This window comes from Sulfurimonas sp. HSL-3221, assembly GCF_021044585.1.
Taxonomy (GTDB): domain Bacteria; phylum Campylobacterota; class Campylobacteria; order Campylobacterales; family Sulfurimonadaceae; genus Thiomicrolovo; species Thiomicrolovo sulfuroxydans.
This window is the reverse complement of the sequence record NZ_CP087998.1, coordinates 640,991-659,708: the sequence shown is the minus strand read 5'-3', so window position 1 is coordinate 659,708 and position 18,718 is coordinate 640,991. Positions and strand designations below refer to the sequence as shown.

The 18,718-nt window shown below is 56.6% G+C and carries 24 protein-coding genes; 5 read left to right on the top strand and 19 right to left on the bottom strand.

The genetic code is table 11. The features are described from left to right. Positions 1 to 6 precede the first annotated feature (6 nt). From LOH54_RS03355 to serB, 3 genes are all read right to left on the bottom strand, one after another. The gene (locus LOH54_RS03355; RefSeq protein ID WP_231020383.1) at positions 7 to 342 is read right to left on the bottom strand and encodes a c-type cytochrome; all 336 of its coding nucleotides are present in this window, start codon (positions 340 to 342) and stop codon (positions 7 to 9) included. Between the two features lie 85 nt (positions 343 to 427). Continuing rightward, a complete protein-coding gene (locus LOH54_RS03350; RefSeq protein ID WP_231020382.1) occupies positions 428 to 742 on the bottom strand; it encodes a hypothetical protein in 315 nt (104 codons plus the stop codon). Further along, a complete protein-coding gene (serB, locus tag LOH54_RS03345; RefSeq protein WP_231020381.1) occupies positions 739 to 1,362 on the bottom strand; it encodes a phosphoserine phosphatase SerB in 624 nt (207 codons plus the stop codon). Before serB ends, LOH54_RS03350 begins: the two co-directional genes overlap by 4 nt. 105 nt (positions 1,363 to 1,467) lie before the next feature. Between serB and LOH54_RS03340 the strand changes: the two genes are divergently transcribed. Continuing rightward, complete coding sequence (locus LOH54_RS03340) at positions 1,468 to 2,364, top strand: methylenetetrahydrofolate reductase (protein ID WP_231020380.1); 897 nt, start codon at positions 1,468 to 1,470, stop codon at positions 2,362 to 2,364. A gap of 91 nt (positions 2,365 to 2,455) precedes the next feature. Here LOH54_RS03340 and ovoA read toward each other — a convergent pair whose 3' ends face one another. The 10 genes from ovoA to metK all read right to left on the bottom strand — a co-directional run bounded on the left by ovoA (position 2,456) and on the right by metK (position 9,998). Then, positions 2,456 to 4,567 (bottom strand): 5-histidylcysteine sulfoxide synthase, encoded by a 2,112-nt coding sequence (gene ovoA, locus LOH54_RS03335; RefSeq protein WP_231020379.1) that lies wholly within the window; start codon positions 4,565 to 4,567, stop codon positions 2,456 to 2,458. 50 nt (positions 4,568 to 4,617) lie between these two features. After that, positions 4,618 to 4,989: an HIT family protein gene (locus LOH54_RS03330; protein ID WP_231020378.1), complete on the bottom strand. Its 372-nt coding sequence runs from the start codon at positions 4,987 to 4,989 to the stop codon at positions 4,618 to 4,620. After that, entirely contained in the window at positions 4,976 to 5,242 is a 267-nt protein-coding gene (locus LOH54_RS03325) for a hypothetical protein (RefSeq protein ID WP_231020377.1), read from the bottom strand. The genes LOH54_RS03330 and LOH54_RS03325 overlap by 14 nt, the downstream gene beginning before the upstream one ends. A gap of 35 nt (positions 5,243 to 5,277) precedes the next feature. Continuing rightward, positions 5,278 to 6,282, bottom strand: coding sequence for a beta-ketoacyl-ACP synthase III (locus tag LOH54_RS03320; RefSeq protein WP_231020376.1), 1,005 nt, complete (start codon positions 6,280 to 6,282; stop codon positions 5,278 to 5,280). Positions 6,283 to 6,293: 11 nt separating this feature from the next. Beyond that, positions 6,294 to 7,286, bottom strand: a complete 993-nt coding sequence (gene plsX / locus LOH54_RS03315; RefSeq protein ID WP_255707453.1) for a phosphate acyltransferase PlsX — start codon at positions 7,284 to 7,286, stop codon at positions 6,294 to 6,296. Then, positions 7,287 to 7,436: a 50S ribosomal protein L32 gene (rpmF, locus tag LOH54_RS03310; RefSeq protein ID WP_231020375.1), complete on the bottom strand. Its 150-nt coding sequence runs from the start codon at positions 7,434 to 7,436 to the stop codon at positions 7,287 to 7,289. 21 nt (positions 7,437 to 7,457) lie between these two features. After that, on the bottom strand, positions 7,458 to 7,805 hold the full coding sequence (locus LOH54_RS03305) for a hypothetical protein (protein ID WP_231020374.1): 348 nt from the start codon (positions 7,803 to 7,805) through the stop codon (positions 7,458 to 7,460). A gap of 5 nt (positions 7,806 to 7,810) precedes the next feature. After that, positions 7,811 to 8,224, bottom strand: a complete 414-nt coding sequence (ndk, locus tag LOH54_RS03300; protein ID WP_231020373.1) for a nucleoside-diphosphate kinase — start codon at positions 8,222 to 8,224, stop codon at positions 7,811 to 7,813. Positions 8,225 to 8,364: 140 nt separating this feature from the next. Beyond that, entirely contained in the window at positions 8,365 to 8,649 is a 285-nt protein-coding gene (locus LOH54_RS03295) for a 4Fe-4S dicluster domain-containing protein (protein WP_231020372.1), read from the bottom strand. Between the two features lie 191 nt (positions 8,650 to 8,840). After that, on the bottom strand, positions 8,841 to 9,998 hold the full coding sequence (gene metK / locus LOH54_RS03290; RefSeq protein WP_255707452.1) for a methionine adenosyltransferase: 1,158 nt from the start codon (positions 9,996 to 9,998) through the stop codon (positions 8,841 to 8,843). A 409-nt stretch (positions 9,999 to 10,407) separates the two neighbouring features. Here metK and LOH54_RS03285 point away from each other — a divergent pair, with 409 nt between their 5' ends. Continuing rightward, a complete protein-coding gene (locus LOH54_RS03285; protein ID WP_231020370.1) occupies positions 10,408 to 11,004 on the top strand; it encodes a peroxiredoxin in 597 nt (198 codons plus the stop codon). Positions 11,005 to 11,211: 207 nt separating this feature from the next. Here LOH54_RS03285 and LOH54_RS03280 read toward each other — a convergent pair whose 3' ends face one another. Beyond that, positions 11,212 to 12,363: a glycosyltransferase family 4 protein gene (locus LOH54_RS03280; RefSeq protein WP_231020369.1), complete on the bottom strand. Its 1,152-nt coding sequence runs from the start codon at positions 12,361 to 12,363 to the stop codon at positions 11,212 to 11,214. Positions 12,364 to 12,414: 51 nt separating this feature from the next. Between LOH54_RS03280 and LOH54_RS03275 the strand changes: the two genes are divergently transcribed. Continuing rightward, positions 12,415 to 13,203 carry a UDP-2,3-diacylglucosamine diphosphatase gene (locus LOH54_RS03275; RefSeq protein WP_231020368.1) on the top strand — a complete coding sequence of 263 codons (789 nt, stop codon included), beginning with the start codon at positions 12,415 to 12,417 and terminating at the stop codon, positions 13,201 to 13,203. Positions 13,204 to 13,206: 3 nt separating this feature from the next. Here LOH54_RS03275 and der read toward each other — a convergent pair whose 3' ends face one another. After that, on the bottom strand, positions 13,207 to 14,628 hold the full coding sequence (gene der / locus LOH54_RS03270) for a ribosome biogenesis GTPase Der (RefSeq protein ID WP_231020367.1): 1,422 nt from the start codon (positions 14,626 to 14,628) through the stop codon (positions 13,207 to 13,209). A gap of 168 nt (positions 14,629 to 14,796) precedes the next feature. Here der and LOH54_RS03265 point away from each other — a divergent pair, with 168 nt between their 5' ends. Beyond that, on the top strand, positions 14,797 to 15,732 hold the full coding sequence (locus LOH54_RS03265; RefSeq protein ID WP_231020366.1) for a nucleotidyl cyclase domain-containing protein: 936 nt from the start codon (positions 14,797 to 14,799) through the stop codon (positions 15,730 to 15,732). Here the strand turns inward: LOH54_RS03265 and hemJ are convergent. Genes hemJ through hpf form a run of 4 tightly spaced genes read right to left on the bottom strand, consistent with a single transcriptional unit; the run spans position 15,729 to position 17,595 of the window. Then, the gene (gene hemJ / locus LOH54_RS03260; protein ID WP_231020365.1) at positions 15,729 to 16,163 is read right to left on the bottom strand and encodes a protoporphyrinogen oxidase HemJ; all 435 of its coding nucleotides are present in this window, start codon (positions 16,161 to 16,163) and stop codon (positions 15,729 to 15,731) included. The genes LOH54_RS03265 and hemJ overlap by 4 nt on opposite strands. A 9-nt stretch (positions 16,164 to 16,172) precedes the next feature. After that, positions 16,173 to 16,814, bottom strand: coding sequence for a hypothetical protein (locus LOH54_RS03255; protein ID WP_231020364.1), 642 nt, complete (start codon positions 16,812 to 16,814; stop codon positions 16,173 to 16,175). A 14-nt stretch (positions 16,815 to 16,828) separates the two neighbouring features. After that, positions 16,829 to 17,260 (bottom strand): thioredoxin TrxC, encoded by a 432-nt coding sequence (gene trxC / locus LOH54_RS03250; RefSeq protein WP_231020363.1) that lies wholly within the window; start codon positions 17,258 to 17,260, stop codon positions 16,829 to 16,831. A 5-nt stretch (positions 17,261 to 17,265) separates the two neighbouring features. Next, on the bottom strand, positions 17,266 to 17,595 hold the full coding sequence (gene hpf / locus LOH54_RS03245; RefSeq protein WP_231020362.1) for a ribosome hibernation-promoting factor, HPF/YfiA family: 330 nt from the start codon (positions 17,593 to 17,595) through the stop codon (positions 17,266 to 17,268). A 141-nt stretch (positions 17,596 to 17,736) separates the two neighbouring features. On the opposite strand from hpf, the gene trpS reads away from it, so the two are divergent. Further along, the gene (gene trpS, locus LOH54_RS03240; RefSeq protein WP_231020361.1) at positions 17,737 to 18,702 is read left to right on the top strand and encodes a tryptophan--tRNA ligase; all 966 of its coding nucleotides are present in this window, start codon (positions 17,737 to 17,739) and stop codon (positions 18,700 to 18,702) included. Positions 18,703 to 18,718 lie beyond the last annotated feature (16 nt).

Sequence of the window (18,718 nt, the reverse complement as noted above, 5' to 3'; positions counted from 1 at the left end):
GCGGGCTTAGCCGCAGGAGGGGACGTTACCGGAATCCGAACCGTATTCGTAGAGGAAATCCTTGAGATTCGGTGCATCTTTCTTGAAGCGGCTGCTGTCGATATATTTCATCGCCTTCTTGTCATCTTTGTGCCACGCTCTGAACAGCGCGGCATCATCCGCGAAAGCGTCCGCCCACTCTTTCTGGGTCTTCATCGCGGCCCCCTTCGTACCGTTTCCGTGACAGCGTTTACACTTCTTCAGATAGGCTTTCTGCCCCCGTTTGACGTCGGCGTTCGCCGCCGTTGAGAAGCTGCCGAGCAGCAGTGCCGCGCCCAACAGGGCCGATAGATGTTTTTTCATTCGATTCATCCCTCCTAAACCGTAAAGTAACACAATTTTATCACGACAGACTGAACGAAAGATAAAAAAATCTTAACACAGCCTGTTACGCATCCTCCGCTTCCAGGCCCCCGAGCAGCTGCTGGAATTCGCTTCGAAGCTTGGGCTGGCGTATCTTTTTGGAGGCTTTGCGGACCGCATTGTCGATCTCCTCCGCACCAAGACCCGTCTCCGTACCAATCGTCTCCAGGTCAACCCCGCCCCGGGCCATCACCCAGCAGCGCAGTTCTTTTCGCGTCAGGTGGCGCTTGAGCGCTTCGAAAAGCGTTTTCTCCGGGCACTGCATCATCGGTAGCCCCGTCATCTCCCCCAGGACACTGCCGAGCATTGTTTCAGGGTTGTAGCGTTCCCAGAGATTCATACGAGACGCCCCAGGATTTCGCGGAGGTCTTTGGTATCGATGATGATATTCGCCGCCTCTTTCAGGACCGGTTTCGCGCAGAAGGCGACCCGCGTTCCGGCATGGGCGAACATGCTGAGGTCATTGGCCCCGTCCCCGACGACCATCGTCTCTTCGGGCGTCACCTTGAGCAGCCCCTGCAGGCGCACGAGCATATCCCCCTTCGACCAATTGAACATCATGTCCCCGCCGACTTCGCCGGTCAGTCTGCCGTCTTTGGCATGCAGTGCGTTGGAGAAGTCCGCATCGAACCCGAGCACGTCCTTGGCGTAGGAGGTCGCCGTACGGAAACCGCCGCTGAAACAGACGACGGTAATATCCTGCGCTTTCAGCGCCGCGATCGTCTCTTTGGCACCGGGCATGTAGGGAAGGGAGTGGCTGATGCGCTCTACCGTCTCCACATCAAGCCCCTTGAGCAGCTTGGCCCGCTGCTGAAGGCTCTCGAAGAAGTCAAGCTCCCCGTTCATGGCCCGCTCCGTGATGGCGGCGACCTCTTCGCCTATGCCCAGCGCCTCGGCAAAAAAGTCGATGGTCTCGCCGTCCATCAACGTCGAATCGAAATCAAACACGCATAACCGCATTCCTATCCTTTATGCTCTCTAAGGGCATCCCCCGACCCGGTACAGGTTTTTTGGCGGGGCCCTAGGTTATAATGGCGCCATTATATCGCACCGCAGGGGTAAATCGTGTTTGACGCACTGGAAGCAAAGCTAAAAAACGGACGTTATGTCAGTCTCGAAACGACACCGTCGCACTCCGCTTCCTTTGCCCCCGTCATCGACACGATCGAATCCCTCGGCCTGCATGAGCGCGTCGACGCTTTCAGTACCACCGACAACCCCCTCGCCAAACTGAAATACAACGCCCTCTTCGCCGCCACCCTTATGCAGCAGCGCTTCGGTAAACCGGTCCTGGCGACGATGAGCATGCGCGACCGCAACCGCATCGCCCTGCAAAGCGACCTGCTCGGGGCCAACGAAGCCGGCGTCCGCGCCATTCTCGCCCTGACAGGCGACCCGGCCAAAAACTCCGACCAGAAAGATGCCAAAGGGGTATTTGAAAGTGACAGTACCCTGTTGCTGGAGATCATCGCCGCTTTTAACGCCGGCACCGACCTGGAGGGCAAAGCCTTCTCCGTCGCGCCGCAGCCGATTCTCCCCTTTGCCGTCGTCAACTCCTTCGCCCGCAACCCCAAGAGCCTCTACAAGAAGATGGCCAAAAAAGTCGAGCACGGCGCCCAGGGGATCATCACCCAGCCGGTCTTCGACCTTGATAACGCCAAACTGCTGCTGGAGCTGATGGACGAAGCCAATGCGAAGCACGGCACAAATGCCCAACTTGTCCTCGGCCTCTTTCCCATTACGAAACTGCGCACGGCCCAGTTCCTTGATGCCCATGTTCCGGGCATCCACGTTCCGCCCTCGTGGCTCGAGGCCTTGGGCAACGCCAAGGATGCGGACGACGCCTACAAGATCGGCTTCGATCTGAGCAAGCAGCTTTTCGATGACGTCATGGCCCTGCACCCGAAAGTGCACCTGATGATGGCCAACCAGTTCAGCGTCGCCGCGGAATTATTAGCTTAAACGGAATCCGAGCAAAGCCCGGTTCCCTACGCTAGCGCTATGCTCTCCTCGGCGGAGTGCCCACACACAGTAGAACCGTGCTTCTATTCTCCTAACGCTTTTTCCAGACGCTCATCTGCGAGAGCGTATGCTGGTATTTGCGCGCCGTTTCGCGTATCACGAAGGGGACGTCAAAGGTCTCCAGCAACTCGAAATGCGGCATGAGGATCGTCTTGAGCCCGGTCAGTCCGTCGACAACCTCCCCTTTCTCGTCATAATAGCCGCCGAGCCAGTGCGCTTTTTGCGTATACTCTTCCAGCCAGGTATAGGGCGATGTCAGCAGGAGTATTCCTCCCTCGTTCAGCCGTTCATGCACCGTCCCTAAAAAGCGCTCCGGTTCGTAGAGACGGTCGATCAGGTTCGTGGCCATGATCAGGTCATACCCGCTGAAATGCGCCTTGAGGTTGCAGGCGTCCCCTTGCCAGAACTGCGCATTCACAGCCGTCTCCTCCAATCCGAACTCCTCGAGCGAGTGGACCTGGCGGGTCGTGACGTCCCCCTCCTCTACCCGTTCATAGGCAATCTGTCCCTGCGCTTTCAAGGCCGCTCCAACCTGGATGAAACGGGCGGAGAAGTCGATCCCGGTGACGTCGTCGAAGACCCTGGCCAGTTCGAAGGAGGCCCGCCCCGTCGCGCAGCCGAGATCCAGCGCCCGCTTTTGGGGGGTGGAAGCCGTGAAAGCGATGGCATGCTCCGCGCAGCTGCGCGCAAAGTTTTTCACATCGAAACAGTCCGGTCCATACTGGAACTCGCAGTACTGCGCTACCAGACTGTCCGTTTCGTAGATATTCTCCGGCATGCTCTCAGCGGGGGCATCGGCTTCCACGTAACGGAACCCTGCATGCTGGTAGAAGTGGCGGCGAAACGCGTAGCGTGAATGGCGCAGGGTCTCGTTCCCCGTTGAGGCCCACGATCCCCCCTTGATCAGGTTGTGCTTGCCGTCGAAGGTCGGCAAAGAGAAATCGTCATAGACCGGATGCGGTTCGAACCCCGTATAGCCGTCAATCGTCGATGACGTCCACTGCCAGACGTTCCCGACGACGTCGTAAAGCTCCCCCTGCAAGAAGGTATTGACGGGGACGGAGGAGGCGAAGTGGTTCCAATTGATATTGGCGTTGGCGTCGTCGAACCGTTCGCCCGAAAGTGCCGTGGAGCTCTCGAGCATCCGTACCCACTCCGCTTCCGTCGGCAGGCGATACACACGCCCCTCCTGCGCGCTTTTATAGCGGCAGAAAGCCTCTGCTTCGAGGCAGTTGACCTCCACCGGCCAGTCCATCGGCAGGTCGATCTCCCGGTCCAGCAGGCGCAGCCGATAGCCGCCCGCTGCTTTCGCTACCCAAAAGGGCGGATGTTTCGCGCCGCTCCGCTCCAGGAAACGCATCCCCTCCTCGTCCCAATAGGCGGGGTCTTCATAGCCGCCCGCTTCGACGAAGGGGAGGAACTCCCCATGGCTGACCAGCATCTTCGATGCCCGGAACTCCGTAACTTCCATTCGCGCGCTGCCATATTCGTTATCCCAGCCGTAATAGGGGTCCCCTTTTGCTTTTCCAAGCTGGACGGCCGCGCCGCTGATCACTGCCAGGCTATTCTCCGGTGGCAAACCGGCGTCGTTGCAGTATCGGAACTGTCCAGAGGGCCGGATCTCCTCCAGCGGCATCTGGCGGTGCAGCACGCTCGACGTCTCAATGTGAATCCGTTCATGTTCGATCCCCATCAGGATGACCCACCAGGGGCTTTCCTGGGTGATCGGCAACTGCAGCGGAAGGGTATCGATCAGCTCCAGGACCTGCGCCTTGACCCGGGTACGGTAGTCGCGCACGGCATCGACGCCGGGCCACTCATAGCGTGAACTGTCCATGTCATCCCAGGCCATTTCATCGACACCAATCGCGAAGAGAGATTCGAAATCCGGATTGATCCGCTTGTCGATCACCTTCGCAAGCAGAAGTTTGTTGATAAAGAAAGTTGCCGTGTGGCCAAAATAGAAGATCATCGGATGGCGGGTTCGTTCCGAACGGCGGTAAAAGACGTTCTCGTCCTTCAACAGCCCGAAGAGGGCTTCAAAAAGCGAATAAGCACTGAGGAAATCGTTTCGGATCGCGTCGCGCGTCGCCTGCGGATCCGTTCCGTCAAGTCTGACCGGATAGGAGTGAAAACGTTGCAAGGTTTTCCCTTTCTTCGTTTTCGACCAATTCTAACCAAAAAGAGATGAAGTCAGGATTCGGCGGAAAACTTTTTCGCCAGACGTTCAAGAAACGTTCCTAGCGGCGGCAGGTCGAGTGCACCTTCGCGCTGGCGGGGGCCCCACATGGGTTCGGGAAAGTAGCTGTCCTCTTTGAAACGGGCCATGATGTGCCAGTGTACCTGCGGCAGCATATTACCAAAAGAGGCGATGTTGATCTTTTCGGGACGGTAATAGTCGAGCATCTCCCGCTCGATCACGTCCAGGGCATCCCAGACCGCCGCCTTCTCTGCGGCGTTACACTCGCTGAATTCACGTACGGTGCGGCGGACAAAAATTTTCAGCCACGGCACTTCGCTGTCGTGGGCTTCTATAAAAAGAAGGGGGAGGTCAATTGTGGCCAAAGCGGTCTTCCGCACGGCGCTTTTTGTGGCGGCGCGTCTCCGGACCGACGCGGCGGTCACCGCCGTAACGGCGGTCGGGGAGACTGCTTTCATGGTCAAGGTTGTTCCGCTTGCGGCGCCCTTTGTTCACGCGGCGCTCGGCCACCTCGCGGCGTTTTTTCTTTCGGCGGTTGCGCCAGTGGTTCGAACGAACGTTAAAAGCAATCAGCAGTATGACGAATAACAGTGAGATCCCGATTGCCGCGTAAACCATGTGCCTCTTTCCTACCCGATGTCCCGGGGATTATATCATACCGCAGCCGGTCCTGCAAACGGCACCAGTGCGCTTCCCCACGTCAGCCCGCCGCCGAAAGCATCGAGCAGCATCATATCGCCCTTTTGCAGCTTGCCGCTCTCGTAGAGATCGTTGATGGCGATGGGGATGGATGACCCGGAGGTGTTCCCGTACTTGTGCACGGTCAGCACCACCTGCTCTTCGCGCAGGTTCAGGGCGTCACCGACCGCTTTGATGATCCGGTAGTTCGCCTGGTGCGGCACGAAATGCTTGATATCATCGGCGCTCATACTGTTTTCGGCAAGGATCTCCTTGACGTCGTTGGTCAGGGTACGCACGGCGACCTTGAAGGTTTCGTTCCCCTTCATCTGCATAAAACAGCCGGTCTTCGCTTCCGCGTCCAGCGCATCATGGGCCGAACCCGTGCCGCCGTTCGGCGTCATCAGCAGATCGGCGTAGGTGCCGTCGGCACCCGTATGCACGTCGAGAATCGCTTCGTCCTTGTTCTCCGTCGCGCTGATCACCGCCGCCCCGGCGCCGTCGCCGAAGAGGATACAGGTCGTACGGTCCGTGTAATCGGTAATGGCGCTGAGTTTCTCCGCCCCGATGACCAGGACGTTCTTTTTCATCCCCGACTCGATAAAGGCCTTCGCCATGCTGACGACGTAGACGAATCCCGTACATGCGGCGGAAATGTCGAACGCCATGACCTGGGGCAGGCCCAGTTTGGAAGAGATGATGGTCGCCGTTGAGGGCATGTTGAAGTAGTCCGGAGAGATCGTCGCACAGATCACGAGATCGATCTCCTCTTTGGCGATGCCGGCACGCTCGATCGCCAGTGCAGCCGCCTTGGCCCCCATGTCGCTGGTAAACTCGTCGTCGGCGGCGATATGGCGCTCTTTGATACCGGTGCGTTTCGTGATCCACTCGTCAGAGGTATCGACCATTTTCTCGAGGTCGGCGTTGGTCAGAATACGCTCGGGCACATAGGCACCTACCGAACGAAAAGCTGCATACATGGCTTGTCCTTTTACTTGGCAGTGGCATCCAGGGCGCGTTCAATGTGAACGTTGACCCCGGTATCGACGAAGTCGATCGCCTGTTTGATCGCGTTTTTAATCGCTTTGGAGTTGCTTTTGCCGTGGCTGACGATGGCGCACCCCTTGACCCCGATCAGCGGAGCCCCGCCGACTTCGGCATAATCAAGCTCTTTTTTCAGAAGCTTGAAGACCTTCCGCATCAGGAGCGCGCCCGTGATCGCGATGGGCGATTTGCGGATATAGTCCTTGATCAGGTGCGTGATCGTACTCGCAACCCCTTCGGAAGACTTAAGGACAAGGTTCCCGATGAAACCGTCGCAGACGACGACGTCGACGGAACCGTTGAAGATATCGCGTCCTTCGACATTGCCGACGAACCCCTCCATGCCGCGAAGCTTCTGGAAGGCTCCCTTCGTCACGTCGTTACCCTTGGTCTCCTCTTCGCCGTTGGCCAGGAGGCCGACGGTCGGGAGGGTAATCGCCCACATATCATGGGCGTAACAGCTCCCCATCACCGCGAACTGGGCCAAATGCTCCGGTTTGCAGTCGACGTTGGCGCCGACGTCAAGCAGCACGGTACGCTTCTTGTTCTTGTTCGGCATCAACGTCACCAGCGCCGGACGCAGGACGTGCTTAAGACGTCCGAGGCGCAGGGTCGCTACCGACATGGTCGCGCCGCTATGCCCTGCGGAGACGACGCCGTCGGCTTCACCGTTGCGGACCAGATCGACCGCTTTGTAGATGGAGCTCTCTTTGCGCTTGAGCGCATCGGTCGCCGCATCGGACATCGCAATGACATCCTCCGCTTCGACAATCGAAATCTTGTCTTTGAACCCGCCCGGAATCAAAGGCAAAATCTCCTCTTTCTTTCCGACAAGGATCGGCTCAAAACGGTAATGCTTCAGTGCCGCAATCGTTCCTTTGACAATAGGCTCGGGACCGAAGTCCCCACCCATCGCGTCAATCGCGATTTTGACCTTCAATTATTTATACTCGCCGGTTGTCGGATTGACATGGTGCGGCATTTTGTAAGTGCCGTCACTGTCTTTGACCGGACGTGCCAGTTTGATTTTGTAGTGGGTGCGGCGTTTTGCTGCACGCGTGTGGGATACGCGTCTCTTAGGTACTGCCATGTTATTTCCTTTCTTTGTAGATTACCTGCAGTTGGGGCAGGCGTGATAATCGCTTTCGATCAAAGCGATTTCCGAATCGAACACTTCGTCGAGGTCGATGGTGCCATCATGCATCTCGACCACATCATAGGTTTCATCCTGACCATGAAAAACACCGTCAGAAATCAGAAATTCGACTTTTTCATCCGGCATTATAGCAAAGGAATCGCCGCAGAGATAGCAATCTACGTCAAGACTCCCCTGCATCGTCGCTTCGAGCAGTACCAGACCGCTGCGATACTTGCGCAGCGTCCCCTCTAACCGTGCACCGTTCTTCTCCAGAACGAAGGGCTGGGGGTCGGCTGTGACGCGACGAAACGGGATGTTCATCTGCGTTAGGAGATCTCTCTCTGTGCGAAGAAGAAGCGAATTTCGATCTCAGCGTTCTCAAGAGAGTCGCTGCCGTGAACCGCATTGGCGTCGATGTTTTCCGCGAAATCGGCGCGGATCGTGCCCGCCGCCGCTTCCTGCGGGTTTGTCGCGCCCATCAGGTCACGATTTTTGGCTACGGCGTTTTCACCTTCAAGAACGCTGACCACCACCGGGCCGCTGACCATGAACTCGACCAGGTCAGTGAAGAAAGGGCGCTCTTTGTGAACGGCATAGAAATCCTGAGCGTCTTTGCGGGAAAGCTGCAGCATTTTCGTTGCAGCGACGCGCAGACCATTGCTTTCAAAACGATCAAGAATCTTGCCGACGACACCCTTTGCTACGGCATCCGGCTTAATGATGGACAGTGTTTGTTCCATTCGGTATCTCCTATAGTAGTCAAAAATAGGGTGGAATTATAGCAAAAAAAAGATCTGATTCTAATGAAATGGGAATTTTTTTGGAGAATTGGTGAAGAAGGGTTGCGCCCGAAGGCGCAAGGGTACATTATTTTAATCGATTACTCAACAACCGGTGTGTGGTCGCTGCGCATGTCGTCTGAGATGTCATCGCGGTGAGACGGGCTTTCGCCGACTGCGTCCCAAACAATACATCCTTCGGTCGGACAAGCAGTTGCACATGCCGGCTCATCATGGTGGCCAACACATTCAACACATTTGTCGCCGTAAACGTAATAGATCTCTTCACCCGTCGGGTTATCGTCCTCGTCTACGATCGCCTCAACCGGGCATTCGTCAATACAGGCACCACAGTTGATACATGTGTCGTTAATCAATACTGCCATATTTTCTCCTTCAATTATGGTAGATGTGAAAAAAGTTTAGCGAAAGAACTTTAATGATTCCTAAAAAATGGGGCTGAAATGGTCGTGCAAAAATAGGACTGAAGATTGGTAACAGGAAAAATGGGCAAAACGGCGTGTATGGCGGGGAAAACGGCCGTTTCTGCACCGCCGTTTCCCGTGAGTTTTGCCGCTTAGAATCCGAGGTAGGCGCGGATCGCTTCGGCTTTGTCGGTCTTCTCCCAGGTAAATTCGGGAAGTTCCCGGCCGAAGTGGCCGTAGGCGGCCGTTTTGCGGTAGATCGGACGCAGCAGGTCGAGGGTCTCGATAATCCCTTTCGGTGTCAGGTCGAAGAGTTCGCGGACACAGGCTTCGATCTTTTCTTCGTCCACGACGGCCGTACCGTGGGTGTCGACCATGATCGAGATCGGCTCGACGACACCGATCGCATAGGCGACCTGGATCGTGGCGCGCTCACAGGCACCGGAAGCGACAAGGTTCTTAGCGACATAACGCGCCGCATAGGCCGCGGAGCGGTCGACCTTGGTCGGGTCTTTCCCGCTGAATGCGCCCCCGCCGTGCGGACAGGAACCGCCGTAGGTATCAACGATGATCTTACGCCCGGTGAGGCCGGCATCGCCCTGCGGTCCCCCGACGACGAAGGAGCCGGTCGGGTTGATATGGTAGACAATATCCTCACTGAGAAGATCGGCAGGGATAACATGCTTGATCACTGCTTCGATCACATCGTTGTGGATCTGCTCCTGCGGGATGTTCTCATGGTGCTGGGTCGAGACGACGACCGTTTCGACGCTGACGGGTTTGCCGTCAATATAGCGGACGCTGACCTGGGCCTTGCCGTCGGGACGCAGGTAGGGGATGATCCCCTCTTTGCGCGCTTCGGCGAGCCGCTCGGTAATGCGGTGCGCCAGGTAGATCGGCAGCGGCATCAAAACGTCGGTTTCGCGGCAGGCGTAGCCGAACATCAGCCCCTGGTCTCCCGCACCGATCTCACCGCCTTCGCGGGAGACGCCCTGGTCAATCTCCGGGGACTGCTCGCCGATGGCGTTAAGCACCGCGGCGGAGCGGTGGTCGAACCCGTAGGTGGAGTCCGTGTATCCGATCTCTTTGACAACGTTGCGCACGATATCCTGCATCGGGGTATACGCATGGGTTTTCAATTCGCCAGCAATAACGCAGAATCCATTGGAAACGAGGGTTTCGCAGGCAACGTGGGAATTGGGGTCTTTTGAAATAATATCGTCTAAGATCGCATCGCTGATCTGGTCGGCCATCTTGTCCGGATGTCCTTCAGTGACGGATTCGGAAGTAAAAATATACTCTTTAGACACATCTTTCCTTTATCGTAAAATCGGCACCTCAAAAACCCCCGTCATCTCGAGGAGCTTATGAGGTGCCCAGTTGATGAAAGATAGCAAAAAGCTAAAAATCATCGAAGTATAGCCAAAGGGCACTTCCAAAACCCTATACATGGATGTACGCGGGTTTGCCTGTGCTTTTTTTAAGTTTTTCGCAACACATTCCGTATCGGAACGGCGCGTGTCGTACCCGATCTGCCCCAATGCATATGCGGAACCAGCAACGCTGTGCTGAAGCATTTTTAAAGCGAATGCACCGCCTCTAAACGATAATTTTTTTTAAAAGAGTATTTGAATAGAATGTGCACTGTCAACCGCACGGCTGAAACGTTCCACTGGTTTCAGCCGTGTGTTTACACCCATAAAAACAGGAGTTTCAACCATGCTCGTTACACAAAAAGCACCGGACTTTACCGCGACTACCGTCCTCGGCGACAACCAGATCGTCGACAACTTCAACCTCTACGAAAACTTCGGTGAAAAAGGTACCGTCCTTTTCTTCTACCCGCTGGACTTTACGTTTGTTTGCCCGTCAGAGATCATCGCATTTGACCACCGCCTCCAGGAGTTCCAAGATCGCGGCGTCAACGTTATCGGCGTTTCCATCGACTCCCAGTTCAGCCACTTCGCGTGGAAAAACACGCCGGTTGAAAACGGCGGTATCGGCCAGGTCCGCTACCCGCTCGTCGCTGACCTCACCAAAGAGATCTCCAAAGCTTATGACGTTCTGCTCGACGGCGGCGTTGCACTGCGCGGCTCTTTCCTGATCGACACAGACGGTACGGTCCGCCACGCTGTCATCAACGACCTCCCGCTCGGCCGTAACATCGACGAGATGCTGCGTATGGTCGACACAATGCTCTTCACGAACGAGCACGGCGAAGTCTGTCCTGCAGGTTGGAACAAGGGTGACGAAGGTATGAAAGCCGACACTGCCGGTGTTGCCGACTACCTCGCAAAACACTCCGAAGAGCTCTAATATACCAACAGTACGTCGAAGGAGCAAAAGCCCCTCCGACTGCGCTAATCCCCCGAAGGGGACTTCTTCGCTTCGCTCAGGGCGCGCATACTGGGTTTTCCTCAGCGCTAAGCGCCCGGAGGAAGTGCCCTTGGGGTGCTCTCGCGCCTTGCGCTCTCAGCGCTGCGCGCTCTTAACTCTTAACTCTTAACTCTTAACTCTTAACTCTTAATGCTTAACAATTTCATCATGCGCCTGCATAAAGCGCTCATAGGTCTGTGCGATGGAGCGTTCCTGCATCCGCTGCCAGCCGGCCATACCCATCTGTTGACGCAACACACTGCTCTCAATCATCGTTTTAGCGTTGCTTTGCCACTCGTCGTCATCCTCGACACTGAGACAGTAGCCCGTTTTGCCGTGTGCCACGGTGTCGGTCACGCCCCCCTGGTCGCTGACAATGCAGGGAAGCCCGGATGCCTGCGCTTCCATCACGACCTGCCCCAGCGTTTCGGTGACGGAGGCGAACAGCATCAGGTCCGAGGAAGCATAGAGGGCCGAGAGATCCGAACCGCCCTGAAGACCCAGCAGGTGGATGTGGCTGTTGCGCCGCCGGCTCACGCTCTCGGCCAGGCTCCCCTCCCCGACGACGATCAGGGAGAGCGGCACGTCACAGGTGCGTTGCAGGGTCTCGAAGAGATCGACGACAAAAAGGAAGTTCTTTTCGACGCTGAGCCTGCCGACGTAGAGGATCTTAAGCGTGTCGACGGGAATGTCGAATCGGGGCCAGACCGCCGGGTCCCGGTGACGGGGGGAGAAGCGTTCCGTATTGCTCCCCGGCGGCAGGAAGCGCAGTTTTCGTTCTTCCATTTTCAGTTCCCGCTCCAGTACCTCCATATAGTGCTGCGAACGGGAGAATACCCGCTGCATCCGGTGAAAGAAGAACCGCATGAAGCGCCGCGTCACCGCTTCGGCCATCTCCAGCTTGATCTGCTTGCGGATGTAGGAGGGAAAATCCGTATGGTAGGTCCCTGCCACCGGGATGCCGCACCGCTTGGCAATAAGCATGGCGCAAATCCCCAGCGGTCCCGGCGTCGAGATGTGGATAACATCCGGCGATGCCGCCTTGACGTAGCGGTACATCTGCATCCACGGCGGGACGATGGTGAGGAACTGCTCCCGGTAAAAGGGCATTCGGACATACCAGAAGGGCCTGAGGTTGACGATGTTGCTCTCAACCTCCTCCCCGCCAAGCGGCGAAGCGCTCAATACCGAGAAACGGCCGTCCCTCTGACGGGACTGTGCGGCCATATCCTGGATGAAACGCGACACCCCGTTGGCGTCGTAGACCGTGTCGCTGATCAGTAATACTGTTGTATCCATTTCGCAATTATGGTGGAGTATGGTTTCACAAACCAAACGAAAGTGACACAAATGGATAACAGCGTCAAGCAGTACCGTTCCGTTTTTCTCTCCGACATCCACCTGGGTTCCCGCCACGCCCAGGCCGATGCCCTGCTCGATTTCTTCCGCGAGTTCGAAAGCGAACAGCTCTTCCTTGTCGGCGATATTATCGACGGCTGGGCGCTTCGCCGCCGCTGGAGCTGGCCGCAGGAGCACTCCGACGTCATCCAGAAACTGCTGCGCCGCGCCCGCAAGGGGACCAAAATTGTTTATGTCCTCGGCAACCACGACGAATTTGTCCGCTCCTTTCTCCCCCTGACGCTGGGGGACAACATCGAGGTCACCAACGAATTTCACTTTACCGCTACAGACGGCAAAGAGTACCTCGTCACCCACGGCGACTTCTTCGACAGCATCACGATGACAAAGAAGTGGCTGGCGAAGTTCGGCGACATCAGTTACGAAATGCTGCTCAAGCTCAACAAACCCATCAACCGCATCCGCAGCCTGATCGGCTACAAACGCTTCTGGTCCCTTTCAAACTTCGCCAAGCAGAGCGTCAAAAAAGCGGTAATGTTCATTGATGATTACGAGCAGGTTCTTGTGTCCGAAGCAAAACGGCGCGAATTCGACGGGGTCATCTGCGGCCACATCCATAAAGCGGAGAACCGCAACATCGAGGGAGTGCACTACCTCAACTGCGGCGACTGGGTGGAGTCGTGTACTGCTGTTGTGGAGACGATGGAGGGAGAGTGGAAACTGCTGCACTTCCATCGGCAGCAGGTCGAAGAGGAGCCGCTGTTTCTGGCGGCAGGCTGAGCCCTACTTCTCGCCCCGCTTCTTCGCTTTGAAGAGCAGCGGGGTCCCCTCGAAATTGAAAGCCTCACGCAGCTGGTTGGCGAGGAAACGGCGGTAGGTGAAGTGCAGCCCCTTGGGCTTGTTCATGATGAGCGCGATCTGCGGCGGGCGCGTTGCGTACTGCGTCGCGTAGTACAGACGGATCACCTGCCCGTGCATCGACGGGATGGGGTGTTTGCGCATGGCAAACGCCAGCGCCTCGTTGAGCCGCGACGTCGTAATACGCTGTGAGTAGTTGTCGTTGATCTGGATGATCATGTCGTAAAGTTTATGGATGCGCTGCTTCGTCAATGCCGACACCGTGATGACCGGGGCGTAGTGCAGAAACTTGAAACGGTCGCGTACCTGCTGCACGATCTTGTCGTAATCGTCCCTGGGCGCCTTGTCCCATTTGTTGAGTACGATCATGCAGGCGAGACGGTTCTCATCGATGAGGCCGGCGATCTTCTCGTCGAGGTCGCGGAACGGCTCGGAGGCATCGAGCACCAGCAGAGCGAGGTTTGCGCGCTCGAGCATCGTGCGGGTACGGTAGAGTGCATAGCGTTCAATCCCCTCGATCTTGCCGCGTTTGCGGATACCGGCCGTGTCGATGAAGGTGATCGTCTTGTCGTCGCGCTCAATCGTTTCGTCGATGGGGTCTATCGTCGTCCCGGCGACGTCGCTGACGACGGAGCGCTCCTCCCCCAGCAGGGCGTTAAGCAGGGAGCTTTTGCCGACGTTGACCCGGCCGATGATCGCGACGCTGATATGGTTCGGGTCCTCGTCGCTCTCTTTCATCTCGTCATTCTCGTCGTAGATGGAGCCCTCTTCCTCGTCCTCCTCCATGTAAGTGTCGAGAAGGTCGTCGAATTCATCCATCATGTCCGGCTCCGCTGCTTCCAGCTCTCCGGCCTTGGGAATGTAGGGGAGCTGTTTGGCGATCCACTCGAGCAGCGGGTTGATGGAACGGTTGTGGGAGACGGAGATGCCGAAGATCGTCTGGGTACCGAACTCGTAGTACTCCCACACCTTCTCTTTCATCTTGTCGTTATCGATCTTGTTGACGACGAGGGCCATGCTCTTGCCCATCGCTTCGAGTTCGTGGAAGAGCTTCTTGTCCTCTTCGATCGGCAGGTTCTTGCCGTCAACCATGAACAGGATGATATCCGCCTGCTTGGCGGCCGCGATCGACTTCTCGCGCACCTTGTCAAAGAGTTCGCTTCCCTCGTCAAGGCCGCCGGTATCGAGCACTTCGACCTCCCGGTCGAGGACCGTGGCGACCCTTTTCTTGACGTCGCGCGTCGTCCCCGCCATCTCCGACGTAATGGCATCGCGTTCCTTGAGCAGACGGTTAAAAAAGGAGCTTTTGCCTACGTTCGGTCGCCCGATAATGGCCAGTTTTTTCATCAATATCCCAATTGAGGGCTTTCAGAGGTGCCCTTGATTTTTTGCAATTATAACGAAAAAGCGCCGATACCTCTCTTGCTTTGCGGCGTGGTAGTACCCCTGAAACGCTCAAGTATGGCATAATGATTTTTGTTGAAATCAAGTACAATCTATTCAAAAGGAGTGCACGTGAAGAATCGGTCCAGCTTTCTGGCGGCCTTTACCGTCATCCTCTTGTTACTGCTGCCGTTGGCATACTTCACCGTCTCCTATCAACTCGACAACCGGAACGATGACGAGGCCCTGCTCAAACGGCTCACGTTCATCGGCGGTTCCATTCAGCGCTATATCACAAATCCGGCGGAAAACGGCGGGATAGAGACGGAGATCGACGAAGCGTTCCGCTCCTCTGAGCTGGTGTATCCTGCCTTGTTACACCCCGGCGAAGCCGAAAGAACGCTGGCTGGCAGCTACGGTACGATGAAGGCGTGCTGGGAAATGATCAAAACAGCATCGGGCACTGCGGACGAAACGCTGAACAAAGAGGGTGAACTCTGCTGGCTGCACGGCAATCACACGCTTTTTGACCTGCACAACGTTATGAAAGAAAAGAGCAAACGGCTGCTCAATACGCTCTTTATGCTTGGACTCTTCGGCAGCCTGCTGATCTTCTACCTGCTCTACCTCATCTACCGGTATGTCCGTATCGACCTGGAAACCAACCAGCGCATCGACTTTCAGACCGGGCTGTTCAATGCCCAGGCTTTCCTGGATGAGTGTACGGGACATGCCCTGGCCGCCCAGCGCGAACATGCCTCTTTTTCCGTTATCCTGATGGTCTTTGACAAAGAAGCCATCCACAGACGGAACCTCAAGCAGCTTGTCAAGGATCTGCACGACAGTTGCCGAAGGGAAGAGAAGCTCTTCCGTCTCTCACCCGCCGCCTTCGCGCTCCTGACATCCCATGCCCATGCAGCGGACCTCGTCCCGCTGTCGGAGCGTCTGCAGCGCATGCTCAAAAACGATCACCTGCTTGCCATACAGACGGAGGAGTACTCCCCCGAAACCGATGCGGAAGCCTTCGGGCTGGCCTGCCTTGCCGAGGCCGAAGCGCTGCAGAGTTAAAAGGGCTTGATGACCACCATGATGACGATAAAGATCATCAGCAGTGTAGGGATTTCGTTGTAGGCACGGAAGAACTTGCCGCTTTTTGTGCACGTCCCCTCCGCCAGCTGCTTCTTGTAGCGCCCGAGGGTGAAATGGTAGATGATCAGCAGCAGCGCCGCCGTCAGTTTCGCATGCAGCCAGCCGCCGCCCTGGAAGAGTCCGGGGTTGAGCGCGATCATCGTCCCGCCGCTGAGGATCGTTGCCCACATCGCCGGCACGCCGATATAGTGGTAGATCTTGTGCTCCTGGATCTTGACGACCTCGACAAAGCCAGCATTGGCCGCATGCTCGGTGTGGTAGACAAAGAGGCGCGGCAAGTAGAAAAGCATCGCCATCCAGCTGATGAGACTCATGACGTGAAAGGCCAGTATCCAGTTGTAGTATTCCATGTAGTGCTCCTAAAAGTTGTGTTCAACATACCAGAGGTTGTAGTTCGATCCGCCGCGGCGCACACCGTTGATCGCCCCGTAGATGCCCGAACGGTGCTTGAGGGCGTACCCGGCATAGGTGTCGTATAGCGGCCGGTAGCCGACCATGCGCCCCAGGTCGAAATCGAGGGAGATGTCGAGGTAGTTGAGAAAGCGCGAGTTGTGATCGCCTTCGGCCTGGGCTTCGAGTTTCTCGACGTAGGGAATGCCCCAGGCATAAGAGGCACCCTCCCCGAACCCGAGGCGGATCGTGCGCTCCCACGGCCGGAAGTTCCAGTAGGCCTTGATATAAAGGGTCATCTCCATAAAGTCGTTCTGGTAGCCATTCTCGAAGAAACGGTTCACGCCCCCTTTAAGGTAGAAGTCCAGAGGAAGTCCCCATGTATCACGGGAAAAGCGGTATCCGAACTCGACACCGCCCGCCGACGTGTCAGCCGGGTGCTGGTTGCCCATCAACGAGATAATTTCACCGAGATCGCTTTCATCGGAGAAACCGTATCCGACCCGCACGGAATAATCGTTATCGTCCGCGGTCACATTGTCGTCTGCCGTTGCCAGTGTTAAAGAGAGTAGAAGTAGAAGAAGTAGTTTCAATGTCATGCCCCGTTTCATGGGGCAGCATTATATCAGAGAAAACGCCCGACCCACTGCCGGAGCTGCTCGGCGCTGAGGGCGCCGGAAACCCGGTCGGCTTCCCGCCCCCCTTTGAAGGCGATCAGCGTCGGGATGGACTGGATATGAAAGCGCGATGCCAGCCCCTGCTGCTCTTCCGTATTAACCTTTGCGAACCTGGCTTTCAGCGCAAAAGAAGTCGCAGCTTCCTCGAACGCCGGCGCCATCATGCGACAGGGGCCGCACCACGGGGCCCAGAAGTCGACGATGACCGGGATATCGCTGTTGGCGACCTGGTTGTCGAAGGCAGTCGTATCCATGGCAATGGGTTTCGTATCAAGCAGGGAGTGTTTGCAGTGGCCGCAGTTGGCCTTGGCGTAGGTCTCTTTGACCGGGACGGCATTGACCTGCCCGCAGTGGGGGCAGACCACTTTGCGCTTTTCCATGACCCTTAGGCCTCCTGAACCTCGATGTCTTTGAGGCCCGGTCCGCGGTGGGATTTGAGTTTGTCGTGCAGACGGCGGAGGGCTTTATTCGCACGCTCGACGGCCATATCGATCGCCGCATCAAGGTCGGCGTCTTGCTGCGTAATTACAACCGGTGTGTTATGGGCGATATGGATATCGAATTCTGCTTCAACGCCGTTTTTGACTTTGCTCAGCAGTACATTGATCGTCGTAATATCGAGTCCGAATTTCATGAACTGTTCTTTGGCTTTCAGAACGTGGTCGCGGGTATTGTCCGTCAATGTAATATCTTTTGTGCGAATAGGAGTATTCATCGTAAATCCTTTTTCTTTTTGGGATAAAAAAAGTATAACAGAAGATATCTAAATTGACATCAAATATTCCGCCGTCAGCGGGGCGCTGCGCCCCTTTTCAACCTCTTACGCTATAATGCCGCGACTAAAAGAGGAGAAGCAATGAGAGTTTTTACGGGCATCCAACCCTCCGGTGACCTGCATATCGGCAACTATTTCGGCTCGATCAAAGCCATGGTCGATTCGCAGGCGGAGAACGAGGTTTTTGCCTTTATCGCCAACTATCACGCTATGACGACGGTCCAAGACGGCCGGCGCCTTTCCGAACTGACGATGCAGGCCGCCACCGACTTCCTCGCCCTGGGTATCGACCCAGAGAAATCGACCTTCTGGGTCCAGAGCGACGTCAAAGAGGTGCTCGAGCTCTACTGGTTCCTCTCCTCCTTCACCCCGATGGGGCTGCTCGAGCGCGCCCACAGCTACAAGGACAAGGTCGCCAAGGGGATCTCCGCCAACCACAGCCTCTTTGCCTACCCGGTGCTGATGGCGGCCGACATCCTGCTCTATGACGTCGACGTCGTCCCCGTCGGCAAGGACCAGATCCAGCACGTCGAGATCGCCCGCGATATCGCCATCCGTTTCAACAACGCCTACGGCGACATCCTGAAACTGCCCGAATTCCGTGTCGACGAAAACGTGGCGACGGTCCCGGGCATCGACGGACAGAAGATGAGCAAGAGCTACGGCAACACGATCAATATCTTCGGCGACGAGAAAGCCCAGCTCAAGACGATCAAGAAGATCGTCACCGAAGCCGTCCCGATGGAAGAGCCCAAAGAGTGGCGCGGATGCAACGTCTACAACATTGCCAAGCTCTTCCTCGACGAGGATGAGTGCCTCGCGCTCCAGGAACGCTACGAACGCGGCGGCGAAGGGCACGGCCACTTCAAGCTCTACCTGGCAGAGGTGATCTGGGAACATTTCCGCCCCTACCGTGAAAAGCGCGCCTATTACGAAGCGCACCAGGACGAGGTCCGCGACATTCTCAAAGCCGGCGCGGCCAAGGCCAGCGAAGCCGCCCGCGAGATCACGGAGAAGGTCCGCAGCGTCACCGGCGCCGCATACTGACACCGCGCCCATCCCG